The sequence below is a fragment of the Meiothermus hypogaeus genome (assembly GCF_003574035.1).
GTDB lineage: Bacteria > Deinococcota > Deinococci > Deinococcales > Thermaceae > Meiothermus > Meiothermus hypogaeus.
The window spans coordinates 1-23,687 of sequence record NZ_QWKY01000028.1 but is presented as its reverse complement, the minus strand read 5'-3'; the positions used below and the strand labels follow the sequence as shown (position 1 = coordinate 23,687).

Here is a 23,687-nt window from a genome sequence, read left to right as displayed (position 1 = left end):
GGCAGTAGTACAGGAGAATAGTGCCGGAGACGTTATTAACTGCGTCTGGGGTATCACCGGATGAGGGAGCTTGCGACGACCCTCAAAGCTAACTGCCTAGGTAAAGTTGGTATGACTGGGTAGAGCCCACTAGCAGGAATGCACTGTAGGCCATCGGCTTTAGACCATAGACCATCAGCTATCTGCTAAGCCCCATATCGCCGCCGGGGCCAGCTCGACCAGGTTGCCGGCGGGGTCGTAGACGTACAGGCTCCGGCCTGCCTTCCACTCTGCCCAGGTAACGGCGTAACCGTGGGCCTCGAGCCGCGCCGCCCAGCCAGGCAGTTCCTCTGCAGGCACCCTGAAGCACACGTGCACGCTGCCCTCAGCGCCATGCGGCGGCAAAAGGGTTTCTTGATGGGTGGCTTCGGGGTTGAACACTAAAAAGACCCCCGACCCTGCGCGAAAGAACAGATGCCGCCCCGGCTGCTCGGCAAAGAGCTCCAGGCCCAGCAGCCCCTGGTAGAAGCCCTTGGCGGCGTCCAGGTCGGGCGCGTAGAGGCAGGTCTCGAGCACCCCCCCAATCTTCATCTGAACCTCCGCTAGACCCGGCGGTTGACCTCGGCCAGCGCCCGCAACCCTGCGGCCAGGCCAGGCTCGAGGGCCGCTTCGCCATAGCGCCACGACCAGTTACCCCCCAGCCTGCCGGGAAAGTTCATGCGGGCCTCGGTGCCCAAACCCAACACGTCTTGCATGGGCGCCACCGCCAGGTTGGCCGGGCTCTTGAAGGCCAGCTCAATCAGGGCGCCCGCCACTTCGTATTCCGACAGGCAACGGATATCGTAGCGGGCCAGGTAGTCGCGCATGAAGGCCCGTTCAGCCGCGGGCGCGGTGCGGAACCACCCCAGGCTGGTGTCGTTATCGTGGGTGCCGCTGTACACAATCACGTTGCCATGCGGGGGATAGTTGTGCGGCAAGAAAACGTTTGTATCGTCGGAAAAAGCGAACTGGAGAATCTTCATGCCGGGAAAGCCAAACCCATCGCGCAGGGCTTCTACCTCGGGCGTGATGACCCCCAGATCCTCGGCAATAATCGGCGCATCTCCCAACGCAGCTCGCACCGCCTTGAAAAGTTTTTCACCCGGCGCCTTGACCCAGCGGCCCTTGATGGCGTTGGGCATGCCAAAAGGAATTTCCCAGTAGGCTTCAAAGCCCCGAAAGTGGTCTATGCGTACCAAGTGGCATTGCTTGAGCGACTGCTGGATGCGGGAAATCCACCAGGCAAAGTTCTCTTCCTCCATCACATCCCAGCGGTACAGCGGGTTGCCCCAGAGCTGGCCGGTTTCGGAAAAGTAGTCGGGTGGAACACCCGCCACAACGGTGGGGTTGCCATCGGCATCGAGGTAAAAGTATTGCGGGTGGGCCCACACATCCGAGGAGTCGAAGGCCACAAAGATGGGCATGTCCCCAATAATCCGAATGCCTTTAGACTCGGCATAGGCCTTGGTCTTACCCCACTCGGTGTAAAACAACCACTGAATCCACTCGTGCAAGGCCACCTCGTAGGCCAGCTCTTCGCGGGCTTTGGCCAGGGCTGCCGGTTTGCGGTCGCGCAGCTCGGGGCTCCACTCGTTCCAGGGCTTGCCGCCAAAGCGGGTCTTGAGCGCCATGAACAGAGCAAAGTCTTCCAGCCAGGCCTGTTCGGCCTGGATAAAAGCCTCTAGAAGCGCTTTGTCCTGCGCGGAACCCCGGGCCTGAAACCCGGTGAAAGCCCGCCGCAGGAGGGGCCAGCGGGTCTCGTAGAGCCAGCCGTAATTAACACCATCGGCAGGGTACTGCGGGGGTTCCTCGGTTTTTTCCAGCCAGCCCTTTTCTATGAGCATTTCCGGGTCTACCAGGTAGGGGTTTCCGGCAAATGCCGAGAAGGACTGGTAGGGCGAGTCGCCGTAGCTGGTAGGGCCCAGCGGCAACACCTGCCACCACTTAGCGCCAGTCGAAGCCAGCCAGTCCAAAAACCGCTCTGCCTCCCGGCCCAAAGCCCCCATCCCCCACCGACCCGGAAAACTGGTGGGGTGGAGCAGAATCCCGAACGAACGCTCAATTTGCATAGTAAGCGTAGTCTAAACCACCTGAGTACAGGATGGAAGCGCTTCTATAGCGGAAGACACCCCATGACCCACTTTCCGAGAAAGCGCACCCACAATCGGACTCCAGGCCAAACCTACCCTGACGCCCTGGGGCGCTGAGCTTTACTTACCAGGCCGCCAAGGTTACCGGTGGCTTCGGGTTGGTCTTTCGCAAAAAGGCAACGCTGCTTGAACTTTCGCCTAGTCGGCAGCCGCCCCCACCACGCCCAGCGCCTCATCCACCAGGGCCAGACCCTCTTCGATCACGTCCAGGCCGTATTTGAGTTCTTCGCGGTTAATAACCAGCGGTGGGCAAACCCAGAGCATGTTGAAGCGGCTGAAGGCGTAGATGTGCTTGGACTTGAGGTAGCCCGCCAGCTTCTGCATCTCGGGTGAGGTGCCGTTGAAGGGAGCCAGGGGCTCCTTGGTGGCTTTGTCCTTGACCAGCTCGAGCACGCTAAAAAGCCCGATGTAGCGCACGTCGCCCACACAGGCGTACTTCTTGCGCATGGCCTCGAGCCGCTCCCCCAAGTATTTCCCTTGCGCTTCGGTGTTTTCGAACAGGTGTTCTTCCTCGTAGACCGCGAGGTTCGCTACAGCGGCGGCGCAGGAGACCGGGTGGCCCGAGTAAGTCAGCCCCCCCCAGAGCATGTGGTCTTCAAAGAAATCGGCAATCGGCTTGGAGACAATCACCGCTCCCAGGGGCATGTAACCGCTGGTGAGGCCTTTGGCACAGGTCACGATGTCCGGCTTGATGCCGTAGTGCTGAGTAGAAAGCCACTTACCCGTGCGCCCGAAGCCGCTCATCACCTCATCGGTAATGAGGAGAATGCCGTATTTGTCGCATAGCGCCCGCAGCTTGGGGTAGTAGTCGTCGGGGGGCACCAGAAGCCCGTTGGAGCCGGTAATGCCCTCGACCATGATGGCCGCGATGGTGTGGGGGCCTTCCATCTGGATGATTTCTTCGATGTGGCTCACGCACTCCCGCTGGCAGCTATCCGGGGTCTTGCCAAAGGGGCAGCGGTAGCAGTAGGGGTCGAAGGCCCGCACGATGCCCGGAATGCCCGGCTCCACCGGCCAGCGCCGGGGGTCGCCCGAGGCGGTCATGGCGCCCATGGTAGCGCCATGGTAGCTGCGGTAGCGGGTGATGATCTTGTCGCGGCCCGTGTAAAGGCGGGCCATCTTCATGGCATTTTCGTTGGCCTCGGCCCCGCCCAGGCAGAAAAACGACTTGGCCAGGCCCGTCACTTCGGCCAGTTTCTTACCCAGTTGCCCCCGGGGCTCAGTGGCAAAGCTGGGGCCCGCAAAGCAGAGTTCATCCACTTGCTTCTTGATGGCCTCGAGTACCTTGGGGTGCTGGTGCCCCACATTGATGTTGATGAGCTGGCTGCTAAAATCCAGCCATTTATTGCCATCGCCGTCCCAGAACCACACTCCCTGCGAGCGAGCCATGTGGATGGGGTTCGAGGTGCTTTGCACCGACCACGAAAATAGGGTGTAGTCGCGGTTCTCCTGGATTACTTCTTTAGATGGGCGTTCCATAAAAGGGCCTCCCTTCAGGACTTTCCTCCAATGGTAGTAGCCCGGGCAGGGTGAAGCAATGGTCAGAGTGTCAAGTTTGATAAGTATTCTTTACAAAATGCAATAAGTTTTTCAAATTTTTCGCGTACCCCCATTCGCCACCAAATGGTGACGAACCAACCGAATCTGGTACTACCTGACTTGGAAAGGAGAACGAAAACCTAATCTAGCCGCGCCGGGTTGGGTTGGCGGTGAGTTTGAGTTCAATTTTGAGGGTCTGGCTGCCCCGCCGTATGGTCAGGGTCACGTTGTCACCTACCTCTTTGCTGCGGATATAGCGCTGGAGCTCGGTGACATCGTTGAAAGGTCTACCATCGGCCTCGAGAATCACGTCAAAATCGTAGACTTCCTGGCCGTTCTCCCGGCGCACCGCAAAGCCACGCAGGCCCGCTCGCTCGGCAGCTCCGCCCCGCAGCAGCCCTCGGATCAAAACCCCTTCCTTGGGGATGCGCAGCGTGGTGGCGGTGTCATCATCAATCTGGAAAAGTTGCACTCCAATATAAGGCACATCGCGTTTACGACCTGTTTTTAGCTGGCCTATCACCTCATCCAGGCCCAGTAAAGGCGACAGGTAGCTCTCAAACACCCCGTTGGGCTGACCAATCGCCACCACTACCGCAACCACCCGCCCGGCCTGGTTGATTACCGGGCCGCCCGAGTCGCCGGGGGCCAGGGGAATGGTGGTAGAAATAGCGATAGAGTTGAAGAAGGGGAAAATGTCGCGTTCGACGGTATTAACCAGCCCATAGCGCGGCGCAATAAAGGCCCCCCTCGAGTTCCCAATGGCCAGCAAAGGCTCGCCTACACGTGGACCCTGACTGGTCTCGAGCACCAGGAACGGCACCGGCGCATTCACCCGGGCTCGCAAGATGGCAATATCGCGAAACTCGTCATAGCCCACTAATTCTGCGGGGAACGACTCATTTTTATAGTTCACCACCCGAAAACTCTGCGTATCTTCAATTACGTGATAAGCCGTCATGACCAGCCCATCCGCGCTGATAAAAAAACCGGAACCCGTGCCTTCAGGGATTGTCTCAATGCGTACCGCCCCTGGGAGGGCACGGGTGTAGACCTGCTCGAGGGCGCTTCGAATTTCGGCGGTTAGGGTTCCGGGCGTCTGTACCGGCTGTGCATGAATCACCGCAGCCAGCGTGCCGAGGTAAGCCACTACCGCGAAAATTATCCAAGAACGCCGCATGGAGGGTCTCCTGTCCGTGCGCCGAAGCGCAGCTATGAAAAATAGAGTAGCCTATCGGCGCATAATTTCGATGTTGGAATGCACACTTTTTTCTCTCATCTACTAGTGGATAAAACCCCCTTCTCACGAAGGGGGTTCAGAAAGCGAAGGTTTTCGTCGTATCGGGTATTCGTGGGCACTACCCTATCGGCCCGAAAGGCCCCGGTTAATTTCTGCTACCATAGCCGCCACGATTTGGGCCACGTTGGTGTCCGACTTCTGGACGGCCTGCGACAGGGCATTCCCCCAGGGCCCCCACACCTTACCCATCTCGGGGATGTTGGGCATGGGCGAACCTAAGGCGATGGTAGCCGAAAAGCCCGCCACCACCGGATCGTTGCGCAGCTGCTGGACGGCCTGTTTAGAAACCGGCAGACGGCCACCGGCTTTATTGAAGGCGATCTGGTTCTGGGTGCTCACCAGCAGCTTGGCAAAGTTGGCAGCTGCGGTCTTGTTGCGCGAGTAAGCATTCATAGCCACACCCTGCACCCCCACAAACGGACGCCACTGCTGACCACCGGGGGGGTTGGGTATGGGTGCAATACCAAAGTCAATGTTGGCCTTCTTGTAGTCGCCAATCGCCCAGGGGCCGTTGAGAATCATGGCCAGGGCGCCTTCCTTGAAGGCGCTGTCGGCCACGCCATAGTCCACGCCCTCGGGAATCAAGCGGTAACGGTAGCGCAAATCCTTAATGAAGCTCACCGCACGGTTGCCTGCATCACCGCCCAGGCGGGTCTGGCTAGCATCTACCCCCTGTGCAGTACGACCAAACACCGAGGCCCCGTAAGCGGTGAACCAGCCGTAGTTGAAATAGGGGTTGGCCAGGTCGTAGAGGAACCCGAAGGAATTGCCCTTGGTGTTGTCCTGGGCAATCTTTAGGAACTCGTCCCAGGTTTTGGGGGCTTCCTTAACCAGCTTCTTGTTGTAGATAAGCGCCACCGACTCCGCGAACATTGGCAGGGCAAAGAGTTGATTACGGTAGGTGAGGGCCTCAACCGCCACATCCGAGAGGCTCTGAATATAGCTGCTGGTCGCATACTTGCCCATGGGCTCTAACACACCCGCCGCTGCCATGGCCCCCACCCAGTCGTGGGGAATGCTCACCACCAGATCGGCAGCCTGGCCCTGGGGCGCTCCCAGGATGAACTTGTTCTGAATATCGCCAAAAGGCACTTCTACTACTTCTACCTGGGTGCCGCTGCTCTTGGCAAAGTTGGCTGCGGTTTGTTTGAGCCAGGCCAGCTCAGGGCCGCCGTAGTGCGTCCAGACCGTAAGCCTGCCCTGCGCCAGAGCCGAGCCCACCAAACCCAGGGCCGCTATGGCTGCAATCAAAAGACCTTTCTTCATCTCCTCCTCCTGTTTCCAAGCTATGTCCCGGATGCGGGATCGAAACATAGCTTGCTCTGGATCACGACAGCAGTGTATGGCAGCGTTTCCACAATGTTCCAAACGTTACTTTTTGATCATCTGCCTTCTGCGTCAAATGGTATCTTACTACAATCCGGAGCGAAGTAAAGAGTCTGGAATCACCCCAGGACTCTGCTGGGGCCTGGTTCAACATTGGCGTACCCGAGCAATTTTCCGAGGATTCAGCGATAAGCAGCCAGAGGGTCTGATACCGGATTCAAAAAGACAGTTTACAAAACCAAAAACACTAGAGGCTGTCTTTTTGAATCCTAGAGCACTCCCCTCCCTGTCGGTCGGCGAAGAAAGCGTCTTGCTTCCAAGGGGCGGTATCGCCCTCCGCTACGCGGATAACTTCGGTCGGGTTAGTTCGTCACCAAAGGGTGACGAACTAACCGAATCTGGTATGAGTGGGGACAAATGTCCAGTTCCTGAAACATAACCGCTGAACCTGTTTGCTTATCTCGCACTACATGGATGTTTTCTGGACGGGTTCAAAAGATTCTTGACCCAGGGTAGCTACACACAAACGGCCCAGAGCCCAAAGATGGGTATTCGGAAAGTAGGCTGCGGATCAAGCTCTTGTGGGAACCCCGCTGCTCACTTCCTTGGAGGCTGACTGGGGCGCAGATCAAGCTGGCTGGGAATGATGCGGGGGTCGCTTTGCAGCAGGTATAACACTGCCTGGGCAATATCCTGGGGCTGGATTTTCCAGGCGGCTCCAGTGCTGTTGCCGGCAAAGGGCGTGTCTACGGAACCGGGCAAGATGCTGCTGACGCGAATCCCGTAGTAGCGCAGATCCAGCAAGGAGGCTTCGGAAAAGCCCAGCAGGCCAAACTTGCTGGCGTTGTAGGCTGCCCCGTTCGCAAAAGCATTCTTCCCCGCCAGGGAACCGATATTAATGATGTGGCCCCCACCCCGCTTCTGCATGGCGGGCACGGCAGCTCTGGTGGCAAAAAAAGGTCCGGTCAGGTTGGTTTGCAGCACCTGCTGCCACTCGTCGGGACTCAGTTCGTGGACGGGCTTAAAAATGCCCACCCCAGCGTTGTTGATCAGGTAGTCCAGGCCGCCAAAATGGGCCTCGAGCTGGTGCACGGCTCTCTCTACATCCTCGTAACGGGTAATGTCTCCTGGCAGGGCCAGGCTGCTACCCAACTCCCCCACAAGGCGGGCCAACTTGGCCTGGCTACGGGCAAACAACCCCACCCCTACCCCGCCCGCAACCAGTTGCCTGGCAATCTCGAGGCCGATACCCGAGGAAGCCCCCGTAACCAAAGCGACTTTTCCACGCAAACTTGTCATACCCTCATCGTGCAGAAAAAAAGTGGACGAACACAAGGTTCGCCCACACCATTCATCCCTTATCGCGTTTCCCACAAACACGCCACATGCGATGCGGAGTGTTTTACCCAGAACAGCAAAACCCGCTGTTCTGGGTATTCGTGGAAGGCCGCTCTTATACCGGATTCAAAAAGACAGTTTACAAAACCAAAAACACCAGAGGCTGTCTTTTGAATCCTAGAGCACACTCCTCCCTATCGGTCGGCGAAGAAAGCGTCTTGCTTCCAAGGGGCGGTATCGCCCTCCGCTACGCGGATAACTTCCAAGGGGCGGTATCGCCCTCCGCTACGCGGATAACTTCCAAGGGGCGGTATCGCCCTCCGCTACGCGGATAACTTCCAAGGGGCGGTATCGCCCTCCGCTACGCGGATAACTTCGGTCGGGTTAGTTCGTCACCCTTTGGTGACGAACTAACCGAATCTGGTATTACTTGGGCTTGTAAATATCCACACCACCCGCTTTTTCCAGGCTCTGCATGAGGAACTGCGGGGTAACCAGCGGTTTGCTGCTGGCATCGCCCGGTAGCGTTCCGGCAAAGACCTCGAGCACATCGGCATAGCCATCGCCATCGGAGTCTTTCATGGCTTTGAGGGCCTCATAGAGGGCATCCCCAATATTGCCTTTGAAGTTAGACTGCACTTCTTTACCAAACGCATTCCAGGGAGCTCCGCCGTTGGCATTCACGTGGCAGTACTGACAGCTTACCGTGCGCACATCGCCGCGATCGGCCACAAGGTTGAACTGATTGATGGTTTGAAGCCGATAGGGCGGGCGAGCCGCAGCAAAAGGCACCAATGCAACGACCAGCACCAGTAGCAAAAGACCAGCTTTACGCATGGATGACTCCTTTTAGGGTTGCACCGTTATTATTCCGTTCATGGTTTTGGCATGTGAGCCGTTGACATCTTGAGTCGAGCAAATGTATTCAATCTCCCCGGCGATGTTGAAGACAATTCTCTCCTTGTACCCTTTGAAGCCCATGGGATAGGTACTAAATCCCAACTCCTTAGGAGTACCGGGTTTGCTCTGGACAAGGTGTGTGGCTCCGGTCTCGTCATCGTACACAAACTCGATGCATCCTCCTTTTTTGATGGTGGCATTGGGGCTATCGGTATTGGCCACTTTGAAACCTTGCGTTACTCCGACCGCCCGAATCACGGTGCATTGCTGTTGATTCGACTGGCAAGCCGAAAGCAGACCCAACAACACCACAACAGCCAGGACTCGCATGAGCAAATTGTACCCCACGAGCAGGCCCTGGCGGGTTCAGGCCATATAGGCTTTCATTCGGGCCAGGTTGGCGAATACCGGTCACAAAAAGTCGGACGCCCCAGTTGCAGGTTGTTTTGTTTTCCAAGCCCAAATCCTCCATGAAGGGCAAAAAGCGAACCGACTTCTGTTCCTTAGCGCCAAGCCCCTCCCACCCTTGGGCTTTCCCGAAGCGGGCAAAACAGGCATACCTCAACATCGTTTCATGGTTGGAACCTCCAAACCCGTATACGCATAGACCATACGGGTTGGATTCAGGCCGCCTCGAGGCAGGCCTACTCCTGTTGAGGCTGTTCCTTGCGGGGCAATCCAAACTTATGCGCATCCACGAGCATTCGCAGGGCCTTGCCCCGGTGGGAGTGGGCAGCTTTCTGCTCGAGGGTCATCTCGGCGAAGGTTTTGCCCACCTCGGGCAGGTAAAACAGGGGGTCGTAGCCAAAACCCCACTCGCCCCGGGGAGCCTCGAGGATTTCCCCTTCGGTCTCGCCCCGGTAGAGTTCCATGTAGCCATCGGGGTAGGCAATCACCACCACGGCCACAAATTTGGCTTTGCGTTCAGCTTTAGGAACCCCCTTGAGGCGCTCGAGCAAATACACATTGCGCTCCATGTCGGTTTTCTTGTTGCCGTAGCGGGCCGAGTACACCCCAGGCTCCCCCCCCAGGGCCAGGACCTCGAGGCCCGAGTCGTCAGCCAGGGTGGGCATACCACTGTGCTTGGCCGCATAGGCCGCTTTCAACACCGCGTTATCCTCAAAGGTAGAGCCTTCTTCGGGCGGCATTTTGAAGGGGTAGTCCAGCAGGGAAAAGAGCGTCCAGCCCAGGGGCGCCAGCCCCTCTTTAATCTCGCGAAACTTGCCTGGGTTGGACGTAGCAATCAGCAGGCGCATCTAGTACATCTTAACCGCATCATGGCCAAAAGCCGCAGGCATATGAGCAAGCCCATCAATCCAGCGCCCTGTGTGCGGCGGCCACCCCAATCAAACCCGGTTTTTTAGCTGTCCATGTACCCGCCGCACCATCTCGGGAATTTGGGCCAGCCCCAGTTCCAGCATGGCCTGATAGGTTGCTTTGGGCACCGGGCGGCCCTCGCCCGCTCCATGTAGCTCGATGATGTCGCCCGACCGGGTGGCCACCACCGTCAGATCGGCCCAGGCGTTCTCGTCCTCAACCTGGGTCAAATCCAGCAGTAGGCTGTCATCCGCCATCCACCCCACGCTGACAGCCGCAAACTCGGTCAGGGGCCATTCGTCAATCTTGCCCCGGCTAACCAGGCGATCCATAGCCATATGCAAAGCGGCATATCCTCCCAAAAGCGAGGCGACTCGGGTTCCACCATCGGCCTGGAGCACATCGGCATCGATCACTACCGTCTTGTTCGGCAACAAGCTCAAATCCAGCGCAGCCCGAAAGGCCCGACCCAAAAACCGCTGAATCTCGGCCGTACGGCCCGAAATTTTTTGCCGTTCTCGCTCCTTACGTTCTTTGGTAGAGCGAGGTAACAAGTTGTACTCGGCCATCAGCCAGCCTTCGCGCCCCGAGACGTGCCGGGGTACCCCTTCGGCCAGGGAAACATTCACCAGGACCCGGGTATTTCCCAGCTCTACCAGCGCCGAACCTTCGGCATACTCTACGTAGCCCATCCGCAGCGTGAGGGGACGCAGCTCCTGGGCCGTGCGACCATCCTTGCGTTTCATCGCCGCGACTTTACCATACGGGCCGATACCGCTAGAATATCCAAGCGTGCCGGTGTAGCTCAGCGGTAGAGCACTCGATTCGTAATCGAGCGGTCGTCGGTTCAAATCCGACCACCGGCTCCAACAAAGCCAATCCGGGCACCAGCGGTCAAACTAGCCCAGTTGCTGCTTTAGCCAGGGGGCCAGGTCCGTAAGGCTTTGCATTTCGTAAACCGTCCTGGCCAGGGGGCCATAAACCACCAGTGGCACTGGATTGAGGGTGTGCTGGGCATGCCAGGGTTCCTCGGCATTGCCGTGGTCGGCGCTGAGGATTAGCGTGACGTCAGCACTTGCGTTCAGAAAGCCGTACAGAAACTGATCCAGCTCTACAAAGCGCTCATCCAGCTTGTCCGGTAAGCGGTGGGCCGAATAATCCAGGGCCCAGCTTTCCAAGATGGTCAGATCGTGCTCTCGGGCTGTCCGGGCCAGGCGCTCGCCTGCAGCTTCCGGCCCTGGCCAGAAGGCAGGCAAAAAGGCCTTGGGGTGCTCGATGGGAAGAAGCTCCAGGTTGGCTGCTCTGGCGGCAAATCCAAAGGCCGAAAGCAGATTGCGGCGGCTCTCCCTCACCCTTTCCAGATACTCGCGCCGGTAGCCGTTGGCGTGCAAAACCCGCAAGCCCTGCTGCACAGCCCAGACCTGGAGGCTATCCTGTTGCAGCAGCTTTTGCAGCTTGCTAAAGGGGTGCGGCCCCTGGTGATGGCCCAGCAACATGGCCGCGTTGTGCCCGGTCAGCAAGGCGGTCTGGCCCGTGCCCGACTGCGGCAAGCCCTCTACCCCAAGTCGCGCATCCAGGGGGCGGTAGGCCAGATGGGACTTGCTAATCGGCTGGCGACCAAACCCACCGCTCAAAGCCCGCAAGGTGGGCAAAGTCAAGCGCCGAAGGGGGCTGCGGAGGTCGTCGGAGAGTCCCAGGCCATCCACGAACAAAAACGCCAGCACCCAGGCATTGTGCGCTTTTGAGGGTGGAATGGTCAAATCCGAAGCAATGCGTACCGCGAACGGCTAAGCCACTATCACTGCCCATGACCCAAACATGCAACCTGGAACACAGCCAGGCCCACCTCCAGGAGCGCATGATGGTAAGCGAAAGGAGCCATGCTATGCCCATACGTTCAGCCAACGCGGTCTGGAAAGGTACCCTGAAGGAAGGTCAAGGCCACCTGAAACTGGAAAGCGGGGTGTACGAGGGCCCTTATACCTGGGCCTCGAGGTTCGCCAATGCCAGCGGCACCAACCCCGAGGAACTGATTGGCGCGGCCCATGCAGGCTGCTACGCTATGTTTCTTTCGGCTTTGCTCACCAACAACAACACCCCGCCTGAAGAACTGAATGCTACTGCCAAGGTACACCTGGGCGACGGCCCCACCGTCACCAAAATTGAGCTTCATCTGGTGGCTAATGTGCCCGGTATTGATGCAGACAAGTTTCAGGAGCTGGCCCAGGAAGCCAAGGCTAAGTGTCCCATTTCCAAAGCATTGGCCGCAGTTCCCGAAATTACCCTCGAGGCCCGACTGACCTGAGTACCACCGAACCAAGTTAAACCCCTAGGGGAAATGGCGCTTGAGGATTTAATATACTTGAACATCTATAGCGCCAGAGCCAAACGTAGTGTTGAATGGAGGCGTGGAGCCAGACACTGCCCTGCTGTCGTTCCTTGCCAAAGGGGATGAGCGTGCTTTGGAAGAGCTATACCGTCGCTATAGCCCCTCGCTGTACGCGCTTCTCCTGCGGATGCTCCAGAGCCGCGAGGAGGCCGAAGAGATTTTGCAAGATAGTTTTGTCCAGCTTTACCGGGAGGCCGCCCGTTACCAGCCGGAGCGCGGCAGTGTGACGGCATTTTTATTCACCATCGGGCGTAATTTAGCCCTTTCGCGTTTACGCAGCCGCAAGGCAAGGCCCCAGAAACTCGAAGACCACGACCTGCACAGCCCGGATCAGGAGCTGGGCCTGTGGCGGGAGGACGATCCCACTGACCGGATTCTGGTACGCCGGGCCTTGCAAAGGCTCGAGCCCTCCGACCGCCAACTGTTAGAAGAAGCCTTTTTCGATGGCTTTAGCCACAGTGAGCTGGCCGAGCGCCATCAGCTACCTTTGGGTACGATCAAGACCCGGCTGCGCCGGGCCCTGCTCAAGCTACGCGCGTACCTGGGCGGACCGCAGGTTTCGGAGGAAGCATGAAAGACCTCCGCGAATTGCTGCCCGACTACGCCCTGGGCCTACTGGAGGGCGAAGAAAAGACCCGACTCGAGCAAGCCCTGCAATCCTCTGCCGAACTGCGTCAGGAACTCCTGGAGCTTCAGGCGGCGCTAATGCGGCTCCCCGAGAGCCTGCCGCCGGTGACGCCACCCCCGCGGGTGTGGGCCCGGATTCAGCAAAGAACCCACCCCAGGCGGAATTTCTTGCGTTGGGCGGCTGCGGTGTTGGTAGTGGCGGCACTGGGTTTGGGGGGCTGGGGCGTGGGTCTGTACCGGCAGTACCAGACACTCGCTCAGGAACAGGCCACGGTGGCCCGCTGGCTGGCCGATCCCGAGGTGAAGTGGCAGCTCATCAAGAACAGCGAAGGTCAGTCCTTTGGCACCATGCTCTGGCGGGAGGAGGGGCCCTGCTTGATGGTGCTGCGTGAGCCTCCGCCTCCAGGCAGGGTCTACCAGGCCTGGGGCCGCAAGAACGACGCAGACCCGGTTTCGCTAGGGGTTTTTTCGGGGCGGGTGTTCGAGACCGACTACGAAGGGTTCGACTTCATGGGGGTGAGCCTCGAGCCCCCCGGCGGCAGCCCCCAGCCCACACAGCCCCTGGGCCGGGTGCCCACCTCGTAGCCCTATACCCGGTACCACAAGCGGGTCAGCCACTTGAAGACCCGCAAGGCCGCCGTCACGATGCGCCCATACCAGCCCCTCGGAAGCCAGGTCGGGCCGGTGACGGGAACCAGGCGCTCGATGGCGATGGTCTGTACCTCGGTAAAGCGGTAGAGCCCTTCCCTGCCGTGCCGCCGCCCCAGCCCCGAGGCCTTGAAGCCGCCCATGGGGGCGTCCATCGAGGCCCAGGCCGCGGCATAGCTCTCGTTGATGTTGACCGTTCCGGCCTGGATGCGCGCGGCCACTTCGCGGCCCTTACGGAGGTCTTTGGTCCAGACGCTGGCATTGAGGCCGTACTCGCTGTGGTTGATGAGGGTGAGTACCTGCTCGAGGTCGCTAAACTTGTACAAGCTCACCACCGGGCCAAAGGTCTCCTCGCTGTACACGCGCATCTCCGGGGTGACGCCTGTGAGGATGGTCGGCTCGAAAAAGAGCGGGCCTAGGTCGGGCCTGGGCCGCCCGCCCGCCAGCACCCTGGCCCCTTTGGCTACCGCGTCCTGCACGTGGGCCAGCACGGTGTCGAACTGCCGCTGCACGGTCAGGGAGCCCATCTGCGAGCGGTGGTCGAGGGTGGCCCCCAGGCGCAGATTCAGGGTTTTTTCCACTAAGCGACGGGTAAAGGCCTCGAAGACTTTTTCGTGGACATATATGCGCTCGAGCGAGACGCAAAGCTGTCCCGCATTGGCAAAGGCCCCGTGAATGGCCCCGTCCACGGCGGCCTCGAGGTTGGCATCCTCCAGCACCAGCATGGGGTTTTTGCCGCCGAGCTCGAGGCTCACCCCAATCAGCCGCTCCCCGGCCTGCCGAGCCACCTTGCGCCCGGTGGGGGTGCTGCCGGTCAGGGCGATGAAGTCGGCCGAGGCCACCAGGGCCGCTCCCACCTCCGCCCCGCCGGTCACAATTTGAAACAGCTCGGCTGGCAGACCGGTCTCCTCCATCAGGGCCTGAATCCACAAAGCCGTAAATGTGGTCTGGGGGTCGGGCTTGAGCACCACCGCATTGCCCGCCATCAGGGCCGGAATCGGCTCACTGACCGCCATGACCAGTGGGTAGTTCCAGGGCGAGATCACCCCCACCACCCCCACCGGGTGGCGGTACTCCCAGGTCTGGGTCAGGCCCACAAAAGTACCGCCGGTGCGCCTCGGCCGCAGCCAGCCGGGGCTACGGGTGGCGTAGAATTGCGCCACGATGGCCGAGTCCAACAGCTCCTCCTGGGCATCGCGGCGGGCCTTGCCGGTTTCGTATTGGGTCAGGTCGAGGATTTCTTCCTGCCGCTCCAGGAGCAGGTCGTGAAAACGCAGCATAATGCGCGCCCTGGTTTTGGGATCCACTTTAGCCCAGGCCGCCTGGGCCGTTCTGGCTAGCCGGACGGCCTGCTGGACATCCTCGGGGGAGCAAATCGGAATGGCCCCCAGCACGCTTCCATCGAAGGGGGAGTACAGGGTCTGTCGGGCCCGTTCGCCCCATAGCGATACCCGCCTGGCCAGCCGTTCCAGCAGTTCGGGGGTGAACTGAGGGGCCTCGCGGGGAGGATTGATGACACTGAGTCGTCCAGTCTCGATCATCTAAAACCCATGGTGGGCTGCAAAGTCGGCCTCGTCAAGATCTCCAGCAAGCCCGTAGCCTAATCCACCCAAAAAATAAAGCGCTTCCATAACGACCCTTAGCCCAAAATCAGCCTCGAGGCCCTTACAAATTAAGGCCGCCTTGTATATGCTGAGGGCGTTCAAAAAGGTTCGTTGATTGGGTTCATACCAAACAACGTCAACGGAGGTTTTTTATGTATCGTTCCCCCCCTGGCGCTCGAGGTTTTTTGATCGCGATTGGGTTGTTGGGTGGAGCCCTAATCGTCGCTGCGCTGGTCGGATTGCTAATTTTCTGGGGTTTGCAAGCTGCCTTCCCCAGGCCGGTAGATGAAGGCTACCCTGGCTACCTGATTCTAGTTTTTGGCACCATTGTCCTCATCCCCATTTTGGTATTGCTGGGGCGGCGGGTTCCCTACCTGACCGACTGGTACTACCTCCTCCCGGCCATCACCTTCTTGCTGGCCTTCACGCTGTTTCCCATCATCCTGACCATCTACTATGGTTTCACCGATTACACCGGCATCCGCAACGGCAAACCCGACCGCTCCACCGAGACCGAGGTTGTGCGCGTGGAAGAACGGCAGTTGTTTGTGGACGGCAACGCCCACGACCTGCTGCGCTGCGACCAGCCCGACTGCGCCGGCCAGGCCCTGGAAATCACCACCCGTACCCAGCGAGCCCGCGTGACCGCAGAGCAGGCCAGCGGGGGCACCATCACCCTCACCGCGCCTCCGCCCTTCACCCCCACCCTGGTCTACAAAATCAACGACTTCAAGTTTATCGGCTTCCGCAATTTTGCCGAGATTTTTAGCCGCGCAGGCACCATTCTGATTCCAGTGCTGATCTGGAACATCATTTTCGCAGCGGGTGCCGTGTTTGTGGGGGCCATCCCGGGACTCGTTCTGGGCCTGATGCTCAACAACAAAAACCTGGCTTTGCGGGGCTTTTATCGCACGGCCCTGATCATCTCCTGGGCCATTCCGGTGGTCATCAGCGTGCAGATTTTCACCGCCATGCTCAACGTGCAGTTTGGCCCCATCAACCGCTTGTTGGGGCTGCTGGGCTCCTACCCGGTTCCCTGGCTTACCGACCCCGAGTGGTTCAAGGTATCGGCCCTGTTTATCAGCCTGTGGCTGGGGTTTCCCTACTGGATGACCGCCACCCTGGGCGCCCTCTCTACCATCTCCGATGATGTGTACGAGGCGGCCAAAATAGACGGGGCCAATGGCCTTCAGACCCTCACCGGCATCACCTTGCCCCTGCTGCGCCAGCCCTTCATCCCATTGGTGCTGGGCTCGTTTGCCTTCAACTTTAACAATTTTGGGCTGATTTATCTGATGGGGGTGCAACCGGGAGTCGAAGGGCGCCCTTCCACTGCCCAGGCTGCCGACATCCTCATCACCTGGGCCTATAAAACAGCCTTCCAGTCCGACGGAGGCCAGGCCTACGGCCTCGGAGGGGCCATATCCATCCTGATTTTCTTCCTCACCGTGGCTATTAGCCTCATTAACTTCCGCTTTACCGGTGCCCTCAAGGAGGTGCGCTGATGGCTGCCCTTTCACGTTACCTCGGCTGGGCGGTGCTCGGCCTCCTGGCTGCCTGGGTGCTTTTTGTCTACTTCCCCGGCCTCCTGGCCCGCATTCAGCCCAACACCCCTCCAGGTTTTATTCGCGTCGAGAACGGCTGGGTCTATGCCCTGAGCGGCCTCCTGATTATCATCGGGCTGATTCTGGCCTACGCCTGGCTGGTCACCTATATCAACAATAGCCGCACCCGTCGCAAGCGCAGCTTCTGGCCCCTCTTTGGGCAGGGCCTCACCCACCTGTTCATGTTTTTGGTGCTGGTCTTTGCCTATTATCCTGTGCTGCAAATTCTGGCCGCCTCCTTCGACCCCCGCAATACCCTTTATCGCATTCTGCCCCCAGCCAGCGACAACCTGCTGGTGCGGGCCCGGGTGATACCGGACTTCTCGCAACTTAGCTGGGAAAACTACGCCAAACTTTTCGATGGCTTTATCCTCTACCCTTACCAGGCGGTCTTGCTGGCGATTGCAGCCCTATGCCTGGTCCTTGTCATTGCCATGGCTGCCTATCGCCGTATCATTGGGGACGACCGAACCGACAGCCCCTGGGCCTTGCTACAAGGACGCAGCCTGACAATCTTTGCCATCCTCAGCTTCATCCTGGTCATCTTCCTCTCCCCTGCCCAGTTCACCGGCCAGGGCACCGAGGCCAAGTTTGTGCTGTGGGTGCGCAATACCTTGTTTGTTTCCGGTATTACCGGCATCCTGGCGGTACTGCTGACCGCTACGGCAGGCTATGCGTTTGCCCGGTTCAACTTTCCGGGGCGCTACACCATGCTGCTGGTGTTTATTTTCATTCAGATGTTCCCGGGGTTCTTGGGCCTGGTTGCGACCTACATCCTGATTTCCAACCTGGGCCTCCTGAATACCTTTACCGGCCTGGTGCTGGCCTATTCGGGCGGCATTATCAGCTTTGGAACCTGGGTCTACAAGGGTTTTCTGGAAAGCATCTCCAAGAGCCTGGAGGAAGCCGCCCTGATTGACGGGGCCAGCAAGTGGCAGGTCTTTACCAAAATCCTGATGCCCCTTTCGGCGCCCATGTTCGTGTTTATCTTTTTGCTACAGTTTGTAGGCACTTACTCGGAGTTTATTGTGGCGAACCTGTTCCTCACCGGGGTGGAGTCCTGGACGGTGGGAATGGGGCTGCGCAACTTTACTACCGGGCAGTTCTCCACCCGCTGGGGGCTCTTTGCAGCGGCGGCGGTGCTGGGTTCGCTGCCCATTCTGCTGACCTTCTACGGGTTCCAGCGTTATTTCGTATCGGGATACACTGCAGGCTCGGTGAAGGAATGAGGCACTACCACGACTGGGAACCTTTCTGTGTAGACCCCCTTAGACCAGAGCTGGGACAGGAAATCACCCTGCGGCTAAAAACACCGGCCAAAGAGGGTTTTTTGATCCTCGAGCGCTACGGCGAGGTGGAGCGCCGGCCCATGAAGGCCATAGCGGGGGGGCTAGAGATTCGGCTTCCGCTATACAGCTCGCCCCTGCGCTACTGCTTTTTCCTGCCTCAAGAAAAAACCTACCTGACCGCAGATGGGCTGCGCGGGGCCCTGCCACGCTACGACAAGTTTTTTCACCTGCTGGCCCAACCCACCGTACCGGACTGGGCGGTGGGGGCGGTGTTCTATCAGATATTCCCCGACCGCTTTCGCAACGGCAACCCCCACAACGACCCGCAAACCGGCGAGTGGCTCTATCAAGGGCGGCCCATCGTGAAGAAAGACTGGGACGAACCGCTGGGCTACGGGCCGGGCGAGGGGCCCATTCAGCACTACGGCGGCGACCTCGAGGGCATCCTGGAAAAGCTGGACTATCTGCAAGACCTGGGCGTCGAGGTCCTGTACCTTAATCCCATCCTGCCCTCGGGCTCCAATCACCGCTACGATGCGCGCGATTACCTGAACGTAGACCCCCACCTAGGCGGCAACGAAGCCTTTGACCGGCTGGTAGAGGCCCTGCACCGCCGGGGTATGAAACTGGTGCTGGACGGGGTGTTCAACCACATCGGCAACAGCCACCCCGACTTCCAGAAAGCCCTGCACGACCCCACCGCCCCCGAGGCCGGACAGTTCACCTTTTATGCCGATGGCTCCTATGCGGCTTTCTTTGGCGTCAAAACCCTGCCCAAGCTGGACTACGCCAACCCCCTCACGGTGGAGCGCTGGCTGGACGGCTATCACGCCCCGGTGCGGCACTGGATTCGCAAGGGGGCCGATGGCTGGCGGCTGGATGTGGCCCACCAGATGGGCGAGGGAGGCACCGACCGCCGCAACAGCGAAATTCTGCGCCTGATCAAGCACAACAGCGTAGAGGAAAACCCCGAGGCCTTGGTGTTTGGTGAGCTGTTTTTCGACACCCTGCCCACCCTGCGGGCTCACACCCTGGATGGCTCCATGCACTACGCAGGGTTCGCCAACCCCCTGATGGAGTGGCTGTCGGGTAAGAATGTGTATGGGTGGGATGTGGCAGTCTCAACCGAAGAGCTCTGGGAGACCTTGTGGGATCACTACACGGCCTTGCCGCTTCAGCTCCGCCAAAGCATGTACACCCTGATCAGTAGCCATGACATCCCCCGGGCGCTCTGGCGGCTCAAGGGGGATGTGGAGCGGTTCAAGCTGGCTTTGGGCATCTTGCTGACCTTTCCGGGTGCGCCGGGCCTTTACTACGGTGACGAAATTGGCCTCGACCAGGCCAACCCTTACACAGACTGGAACGGCGACCCCATGTGCCGGGGAACGTTTCCCTGGGACGAGCGCAGGTGGAACAAAGAAGTGCTGACCTGGACAAAAAAGCTCATCTGGCTCAAGAAAAATACCCCGGCCCTGCGCCGAGGCGGCTTGCAACCCCTGCAGGTTTCGGAAAAGCTACTGGGCTACAAGCGCCTCTACGATGGTGAAGAGGTCTGGGTATACGCGGCTTTGGAGCCCACCGAGGTGCAGCTCCCCCAGGCCGAGAATCTCTTAACTGGTCAAAGGGTAGGGGGCTCTGTTCGGCTTTTGGGTTTAGGGATTTTTCGCTTGCTGCGTTAGGTACAAGGCAACCGCATAGTCAGAAAACCACAAGGCACACTCCCCTCTCCCCTTGTGGGGGACGGTTAGGGCGCTCTTCACATAGAATGAGCCTCCCGAGAATCAAGAATCCTCTATCCCAGACAGAACCGTTGCCGCCCGGAAACTCGAAACCCAAGCGTGGGCCGGGCCCGGCCCACGCTTGGGTGCGTAACATGCGTCTGGGCGCAGACGCATTCTCGTTTTCGTGGGTGGCAACGTCTAGGAAGGGTGCGCTAGGGCAACTTTGCGGTTGCCCTAGCGGTAGGTAACCCAGGTCGCATCCTGCAAGGGCCGCTGAGCTATACTTACCCTTTGGGTTGGGTATGCAAGGGGTTCTTGAAGCGCTGGATTTTGACCGTATCCGAGAGGCCCTGGCCGAGCGGGCCTCTACCTTTATGGGCCGGGAGGCGCTCCTAGCATTACAACCCCGGGCCACCCTCGAGGAGGCCCAGGCCCAGCAGGCCACCGTGGCCGAGGCCCTGGCCTACCCCTATCGGCTGGGGGGCATCTCCGATCTACGACCCGCCCTAGTAGCCGCCAGGGAAGGACTGCGGCTGGAAGGTTTGCAGCTGCGCGAAGTGGCCGCCAGCCTGGAAGCAGCAGTGGCCCTCAAGCACGAGCTTTTGGAGATTGGCGAGCATTTGAAGGCCCTGGCGGCCCGCATCGGGGAGCACACCTACTTCCTGCGGCGCATCCGGGAGTGCCTGGACCAAGCAGGCCACGTGCGGGACGAGGCCACCCCCCGGCTGCGGGAAATCCGTCGGCGGGTGAACCCCTTGCGTGAGCAGATTCAGGACAGGCTGCACCAGCTGATGGACCGGCAGCCAGAGGCCATCCAGGAGCGCTTCATCACCTTACGGCGCGAACGCTACGTGATTCCGGTCAAGGCCAGCTTCCAGCACAAAATTCCGGGTATCATCCTGGATCAGTCCGACTCGGGGCTCACCGTGTACATGGAGCCTTCTGCGGTGGTGCCCCTCAACAACCAGCTCGCCAGCCTGCGGCTCGAGGAAGAAGCCGAGGTCAACCGGGTGCTCTTCGAGCTATCGGCTATTCTGGGGGGCGACCTCGAGCTCGATGAAACCCTCCACGCCCTCACCGAACTCGACATCGCCCGCGCTGCTGCGAGCCTGGCCGAGGACTGGAGCCTGGCGCGACCCCAACTGAACCAGGAGGGGCATTACCTTCTCAAGTCCGCCCGCCATCCGCTTATCAAAAATCCCGTCAGCAACGACCTGGCCCTCTCGGCAGAAGGGCGAATCTTACTGGTCACCGGCCCCAACATGGGGGGCAAGACCGCCCTCTTGAAAACCCTGGGCCTGGCAGTGCTGATGGCCCAGTGTGGGCTGTTTGTGGCTGCCGAAGCCGCCGAACTGGCCTTCCCGGACAGACTGTTTGTGGACATCGGCGACCAGCAATCGCTCCAGGAAAGCCTCTCCACCTTCGCGGCCCACGTGCTCAAACTCAAAGAGGTACTGGAAGCGGCCACCCCCCATAGCCTGGTGCTGATCGACGAGCTCGGCTCGGGCACCGACCCCGAGGAGGGTGCAGCGCTCGCGCAAGCCTTTGTGGAGGGATTACTGCAAAAGGGGGTACGCGGGCTGATTACCACCCACCTTTCCCCCCTGAAGGCTTTTGCCCAGGACACTCCGGGTGTGCAAAACGCCTCGATGCGCTTTGATCTGGAGCACCTGAGACCCACCTACGAACTGGTAGTAGGGGCGCCGGGGCGCAGCTATGCCCTCTCGATTGCCCGGCGGCTAGGTTTTCCACAGGCTCAGCTCGAGCGGGCCGAGGCTTTGCTGGGGCCCGAGGGGGGGCGGCTGGAGCGCTTGCTGGCTGCGCTCGAGGTCGAACGTGAACGTTTGAGGGAAGCGCGGCAGGTAGCCGAGCACCAGCAGCATAGGGTCAAGGGCTTGGAGCAGGAGCTGACCCGGCAACTCGCCGAACTAACACAAAACAAGGAACGCTTGCTCGAGGAAGCCCGCGCCCAGGCCGAACAGGTGGTAAGGGAAGCGCAAGAGCGCATCCGCCAGACCCGTGAGCGCAGCAAAACCCAGGGCCAGGGGCAGGTTATGCAGGAGCTTATTCAGCTACGAAGCCGCTACCAGCGCCCAGAAAAAACCGCAACACCCAGGCCGGGCTTACAACCGGGGTCTGTGGTGGAGGTGCCCGAGTATGGTGGCCAGGGAACCATTGTCGAACTCAGGGGTCAGGAAGCCGTACTGCAAATGGGTGCGGTACGGCTCACCGTACCCATCGCTCGATTGCAACCCAGAGAGGAACCCAAATCCCGCAAATCGGAGGGCCGTGTCCAGCACAAAGCCAAAATTGCCAGCGAACTTAACCTGCGGGGGCTAACGGTGGAGGAAGCCTTGCTGGCCGTGGACGATTATCTGGCCGAAGCCAAGGCCACCGCTACTACCCCTGTGCGCCTCTTGCATGGCAAGGGCACAGGTGCCTTGCGCAACGCCTTGCGCGATTCGCTCAAGCGTGACCGCCGGGTAGAAACTTTCCACGATGCCGTCCCGTACGAGGGTGGGCATGGGGTCACGGTGGTGCATCTGCGTATTTGAAGCAAATGGAGTGCCATTTTGGCGATTCTCCAATGAAAAACGACTTGAGGTCTAGATAAGCAGAGCCCAACGCCCGTTTCAATATCCCCCAGGTTCGACCTGAGACCTAATACCGGATTCAATAAAGATAATCATTCAAACCAAAGACCACCATAGGCTATCTTTTTGAATCCTAGAGCACTCCCTTCGGTCGGGTTAGTTCGCCGCCATCCGGCGCCGAACTGACCGAATCTGGTATAAGACCTGTGAACTACAACATCCTTCAAGCCAAGGGCTATCCCCTTTAGCCGCAGCCACTCCTGGCGATGGTCTCATCCAAGTCGTAAAAGTGAGTTAATCCTTAGTGGATTAGCCATGATTCTCATGAGAAATCCAGCTACCCTGCTGATATGGAAGGCATGGATCAACCCTTAATCCTGATCGTCGAAGACGAGAAGGACATCGCCCGCTTTATCGAGCTCGAGCTCCAGGCCGAAGGCTACCGCACCGAGGTGGCTTATGACGGCATCACCGGGCTTTCACGTTTCCGCGAGACCAACCCCAACCTGGTGGTGATGGACCTGATGCTGCCGGTGATGGACGGCCTCGAGGTGGCCCGCCGGATACGCAAAACCTCCAACGTGCCCATTGTGATTCTGACCGCCAAAGACCGGGTGGAGGACAAGGTCGAGGGGCTGGACGCCGGGGCCGACGACTATCTGGTCAAGCCCTTCAGCATCGAGGAGCTGCTGGCCCGCATCCGCGCCCACCTGCGCCGGGTAACCCCGGCCATCACCGGCGAGATTCGCGTCTCCGACCTGATTATTAACCTGGAGGGTCGTGAGGTCTATCGGGCCGGGCGGCGTATCGAGTTCTCCAACAAGGAGTTTGAGTTGCTGGAGCTGCTGGCCAAGAGCCCTGGCAAGGTCTTCAGCCGCTTCGAGATTGAAGAAAAGGTCTGGCCGGGCTACCAGGGCGGCTCCAACGTAGTGGACGTGTACATTGGGTATTTGCGCAAGAAGCTCGAGGGCACCGGCGAGCGCCGCCTGATTCACACGGTGCGCGGGGTGGGATACGTGCTGCGTGAGGATTGAGAAACGCCTCGCGCCAGATTCGTTGGGCTTACAAGCAACCGCTGCAAGCCCAGGTTGGATGCCATCGAGCATCCGATGCGTCTCATATAAAATCCTTCTGAGTCATTCTCTTAGCATCCCATTGGCCACCAATGAAACAGGGTGTAGCTCTGTACGAGCGCAGGCTGGGTCTGCAGGTAGGCACAGCGGGCTTCCACTTTGCTCCACAGTGCCTCTTCATCCTCCACCTGCCCATTGGCCACCACCCCATCAATCAGCCCCCAGGTTCGTTCCACGGGCTGCAGCTCAG

Annotated in this window: 20 protein-coding genes and 1 tRNA gene; 9 read left to right on the top strand and 12 right to left on the bottom strand. The window is 59.5% G+C overall.

What is annotated here, in order from left to right; all coding sequences use genetic code 11:
• Nucleotides 1-174 precede the first annotated feature (174 nt).
• From Mhypo_RS08935 to rph, 10 genes are all read right to left on the bottom strand, one after another.
• Complete coding sequence (locus Mhypo_RS08935) at nt 175-570, bottom strand: VOC family protein (protein WP_119340950.1); 396 nt, start codon at nt 568-570, stop codon at nt 175-177.
• A gap of 11 nt (nt 571-581) precedes the next feature.
• A complete protein-coding gene (gene malQ, locus Mhypo_RS08930; RefSeq protein ID WP_119340949.1) occupies nt 582-2,087 on the bottom strand; it encodes a 4-alpha-glucanotransferase in 1,506 nt (501 codons plus the stop codon).
• A 219-nt stretch (nt 2,088-2,306) separates the two neighbouring features.
• Nucleotides 2,307-3,647 carry an aminotransferase class III-fold pyridoxal phosphate-dependent enzyme gene (locus Mhypo_RS08925; RefSeq protein ID WP_119340948.1) on the bottom strand — a complete coding sequence of 447 codons (1,341 nt, stop codon included), beginning with the start codon at nt 3,645-3,647 and terminating at the stop codon, nt 2,307-2,309.
• Nucleotides 3,648-3,852: 205 nt separating this feature from the next.
• Complete coding sequence (locus Mhypo_RS08920) at nt 3,853-4,887, bottom strand: S1C family serine protease (protein ID WP_119340947.1); 1,035 nt, start codon at nt 4,885-4,887, stop codon at nt 3,853-3,855.
• A gap of 183 nt (nt 4,888-5,070) precedes the next feature.
• Nucleotides 5,071-6,273: a sugar ABC transporter substrate-binding protein gene (locus Mhypo_RS08915; protein WP_119340946.1), complete on the bottom strand. Its 1,203-nt coding sequence runs from the start codon at nt 6,271-6,273 to the stop codon at nt 5,071-5,073.
• A gap of 657 nt (nt 6,274-6,930) precedes the next feature.
• Nucleotides 6,931-7,632, bottom strand: a complete 702-nt coding sequence (locus tag Mhypo_RS08910) for an SDR family oxidoreductase (protein WP_119340945.1) — start codon at nt 7,630-7,632, stop codon at nt 6,931-6,933.
• Between the two features lie 465 nt (nt 7,633-8,097).
• Nucleotides 8,098-8,508 carry a thrombospondin type 3 repeat-containing protein gene (locus Mhypo_RS08905; protein WP_119340944.1) on the bottom strand — a complete coding sequence of 137 codons (411 nt, stop codon included), beginning with the start codon at nt 8,506-8,508 and terminating at the stop codon, nt 8,098-8,100.
• Nucleotides 8,509-8,520: 12 nt separating this feature from the next.
• A complete protein-coding gene (locus Mhypo_RS08900; RefSeq protein WP_119340963.1) occupies nt 8,521-8,901 on the bottom strand; it encodes a hypothetical protein in 381 nt (126 codons plus the stop codon).
• Nucleotides 8,902-9,215: 314 nt separating this feature from the next.
• Complete coding sequence (gene rdgB, locus Mhypo_RS08895; protein ID WP_119340943.1) at nt 9,216-9,827, bottom strand: RdgB/HAM1 family non-canonical purine NTP pyrophosphatase; 612 nt, start codon at nt 9,825-9,827, stop codon at nt 9,216-9,218.
• A 90-nt stretch (nt 9,828-9,917) separates the two neighbouring features.
• A complete protein-coding gene (gene rph / locus Mhypo_RS08890) occupies nt 9,918-10,634 on the bottom strand; it encodes a ribonuclease PH (protein ID WP_119340942.1) in 717 nt (238 codons plus the stop codon).
• A 48-nt stretch (nt 10,635-10,682) separates the two neighbouring features.
• Here rph and Mhypo_RS08885 point away from each other — a divergent pair.
• Nucleotides 10,683-10,757: transfer RNA gene (locus Mhypo_RS08885), tRNA-Thr, on the top strand.
• A gap of 30 nt (nt 10,758-10,787) precedes the next feature.
• Here Mhypo_RS08885 and Mhypo_RS08880 read toward each other — a convergent pair.
• Nucleotides 10,788-11,609, bottom strand: coding sequence for an alkaline phosphatase family protein (locus tag Mhypo_RS08880; protein WP_371862141.1), 822 nt, complete (start codon nt 11,607-11,609; stop codon nt 10,788-10,790).
• 164 nt (nt 11,610-11,773) lie between these two features.
• Here Mhypo_RS08880 and Mhypo_RS08875 point away from each other — a divergent pair, with 164 nt between their 5' ends.
• From Mhypo_RS08875 to Mhypo_RS08865, 3 genes are all read left to right on the top strand, one after another.
• Nucleotides 11,774-12,193 carry an OsmC family protein gene (locus Mhypo_RS08875; RefSeq protein ID WP_119340961.1) on the top strand — a complete coding sequence of 140 codons (420 nt, stop codon included), beginning with the start codon at nt 11,774-11,776 and terminating at the stop codon, nt 12,191-12,193.
• A gap of 103 nt (nt 12,194-12,296) precedes the next feature.
• Nucleotides 12,297-12,851, top strand: coding sequence for an RNA polymerase sigma factor (locus tag Mhypo_RS08870; RefSeq protein WP_119340941.1), 555 nt, complete (start codon nt 12,297-12,299; stop codon nt 12,849-12,851).
• On the top strand, nt 12,848-13,489 hold the full coding sequence (locus Mhypo_RS08865; protein ID WP_119340940.1) for an anti-sigma factor: 642 nt from the start codon (nt 12,848-12,850) through the stop codon (nt 13,487-13,489). Before Mhypo_RS08870 ends, Mhypo_RS08865 begins: the two co-directional genes overlap by 4 nt.
• Nucleotides 13,490-13,491: 2 nt before the next feature.
• On the opposite strand, the gene Mhypo_RS08860 is transcribed toward Mhypo_RS08865, so the two are convergent.
• Nucleotides 13,492-15,093, bottom strand: a complete 1,602-nt coding sequence (locus tag Mhypo_RS08860; protein WP_119340939.1) for a succinic semialdehyde dehydrogenase — start codon at nt 15,091-15,093, stop codon at nt 13,492-13,494.
• Nucleotides 15,094-15,308: 215 nt separating this feature from the next.
• Between Mhypo_RS08860 and Mhypo_RS08855 the strand changes: the two genes are divergently transcribed.
• From Mhypo_RS08855 to Mhypo_RS08835, 5 genes are all read left to right on the top strand, one after another.
• Entirely contained in the window at nt 15,309-16,661 is a 1,353-nt protein-coding gene (locus tag Mhypo_RS08855) for an ABC transporter permease subunit (protein WP_119340938.1), read from the top strand.
• A complete protein-coding gene (locus Mhypo_RS08850) occupies nt 16,661-17,989 on the top strand; it encodes a sugar ABC transporter permease (RefSeq protein ID WP_119340937.1) in 1,329 nt (442 codons plus the stop codon). The genes Mhypo_RS08855 and Mhypo_RS08850 overlap by 1 nt, the downstream gene beginning before the upstream one ends.
• On the top strand, nt 17,986-19,728 hold the full coding sequence (locus Mhypo_RS08845; RefSeq protein ID WP_119340936.1) for a glycoside hydrolase family 13 protein: 1,743 nt from the start codon (nt 17,986-17,988) through the stop codon (nt 19,726-19,728). The genes Mhypo_RS08850 and Mhypo_RS08845 overlap by 4 nt, the downstream gene beginning before the upstream one ends.
• A 344-nt stretch (nt 19,729-20,072) precedes the next feature.
• On the top strand, nt 20,073-22,325 hold the full coding sequence (locus Mhypo_RS08840) for an endonuclease MutS2 (RefSeq protein ID WP_119340935.1): 2,253 nt from the start codon (nt 20,073-20,075) through the stop codon (nt 22,323-22,325).
• Nucleotides 22,326-22,723: 398 nt separating this feature from the next.
• Nucleotides 22,724-23,398 carry a response regulator transcription factor gene (locus Mhypo_RS08835; RefSeq protein WP_169735538.1) on the top strand — a complete coding sequence of 225 codons (675 nt, stop codon included), beginning with the start codon at nt 22,724-22,726 and terminating at the stop codon, nt 23,396-23,398.
• Nucleotides 23,399-23,687 lie beyond the last annotated feature (289 nt).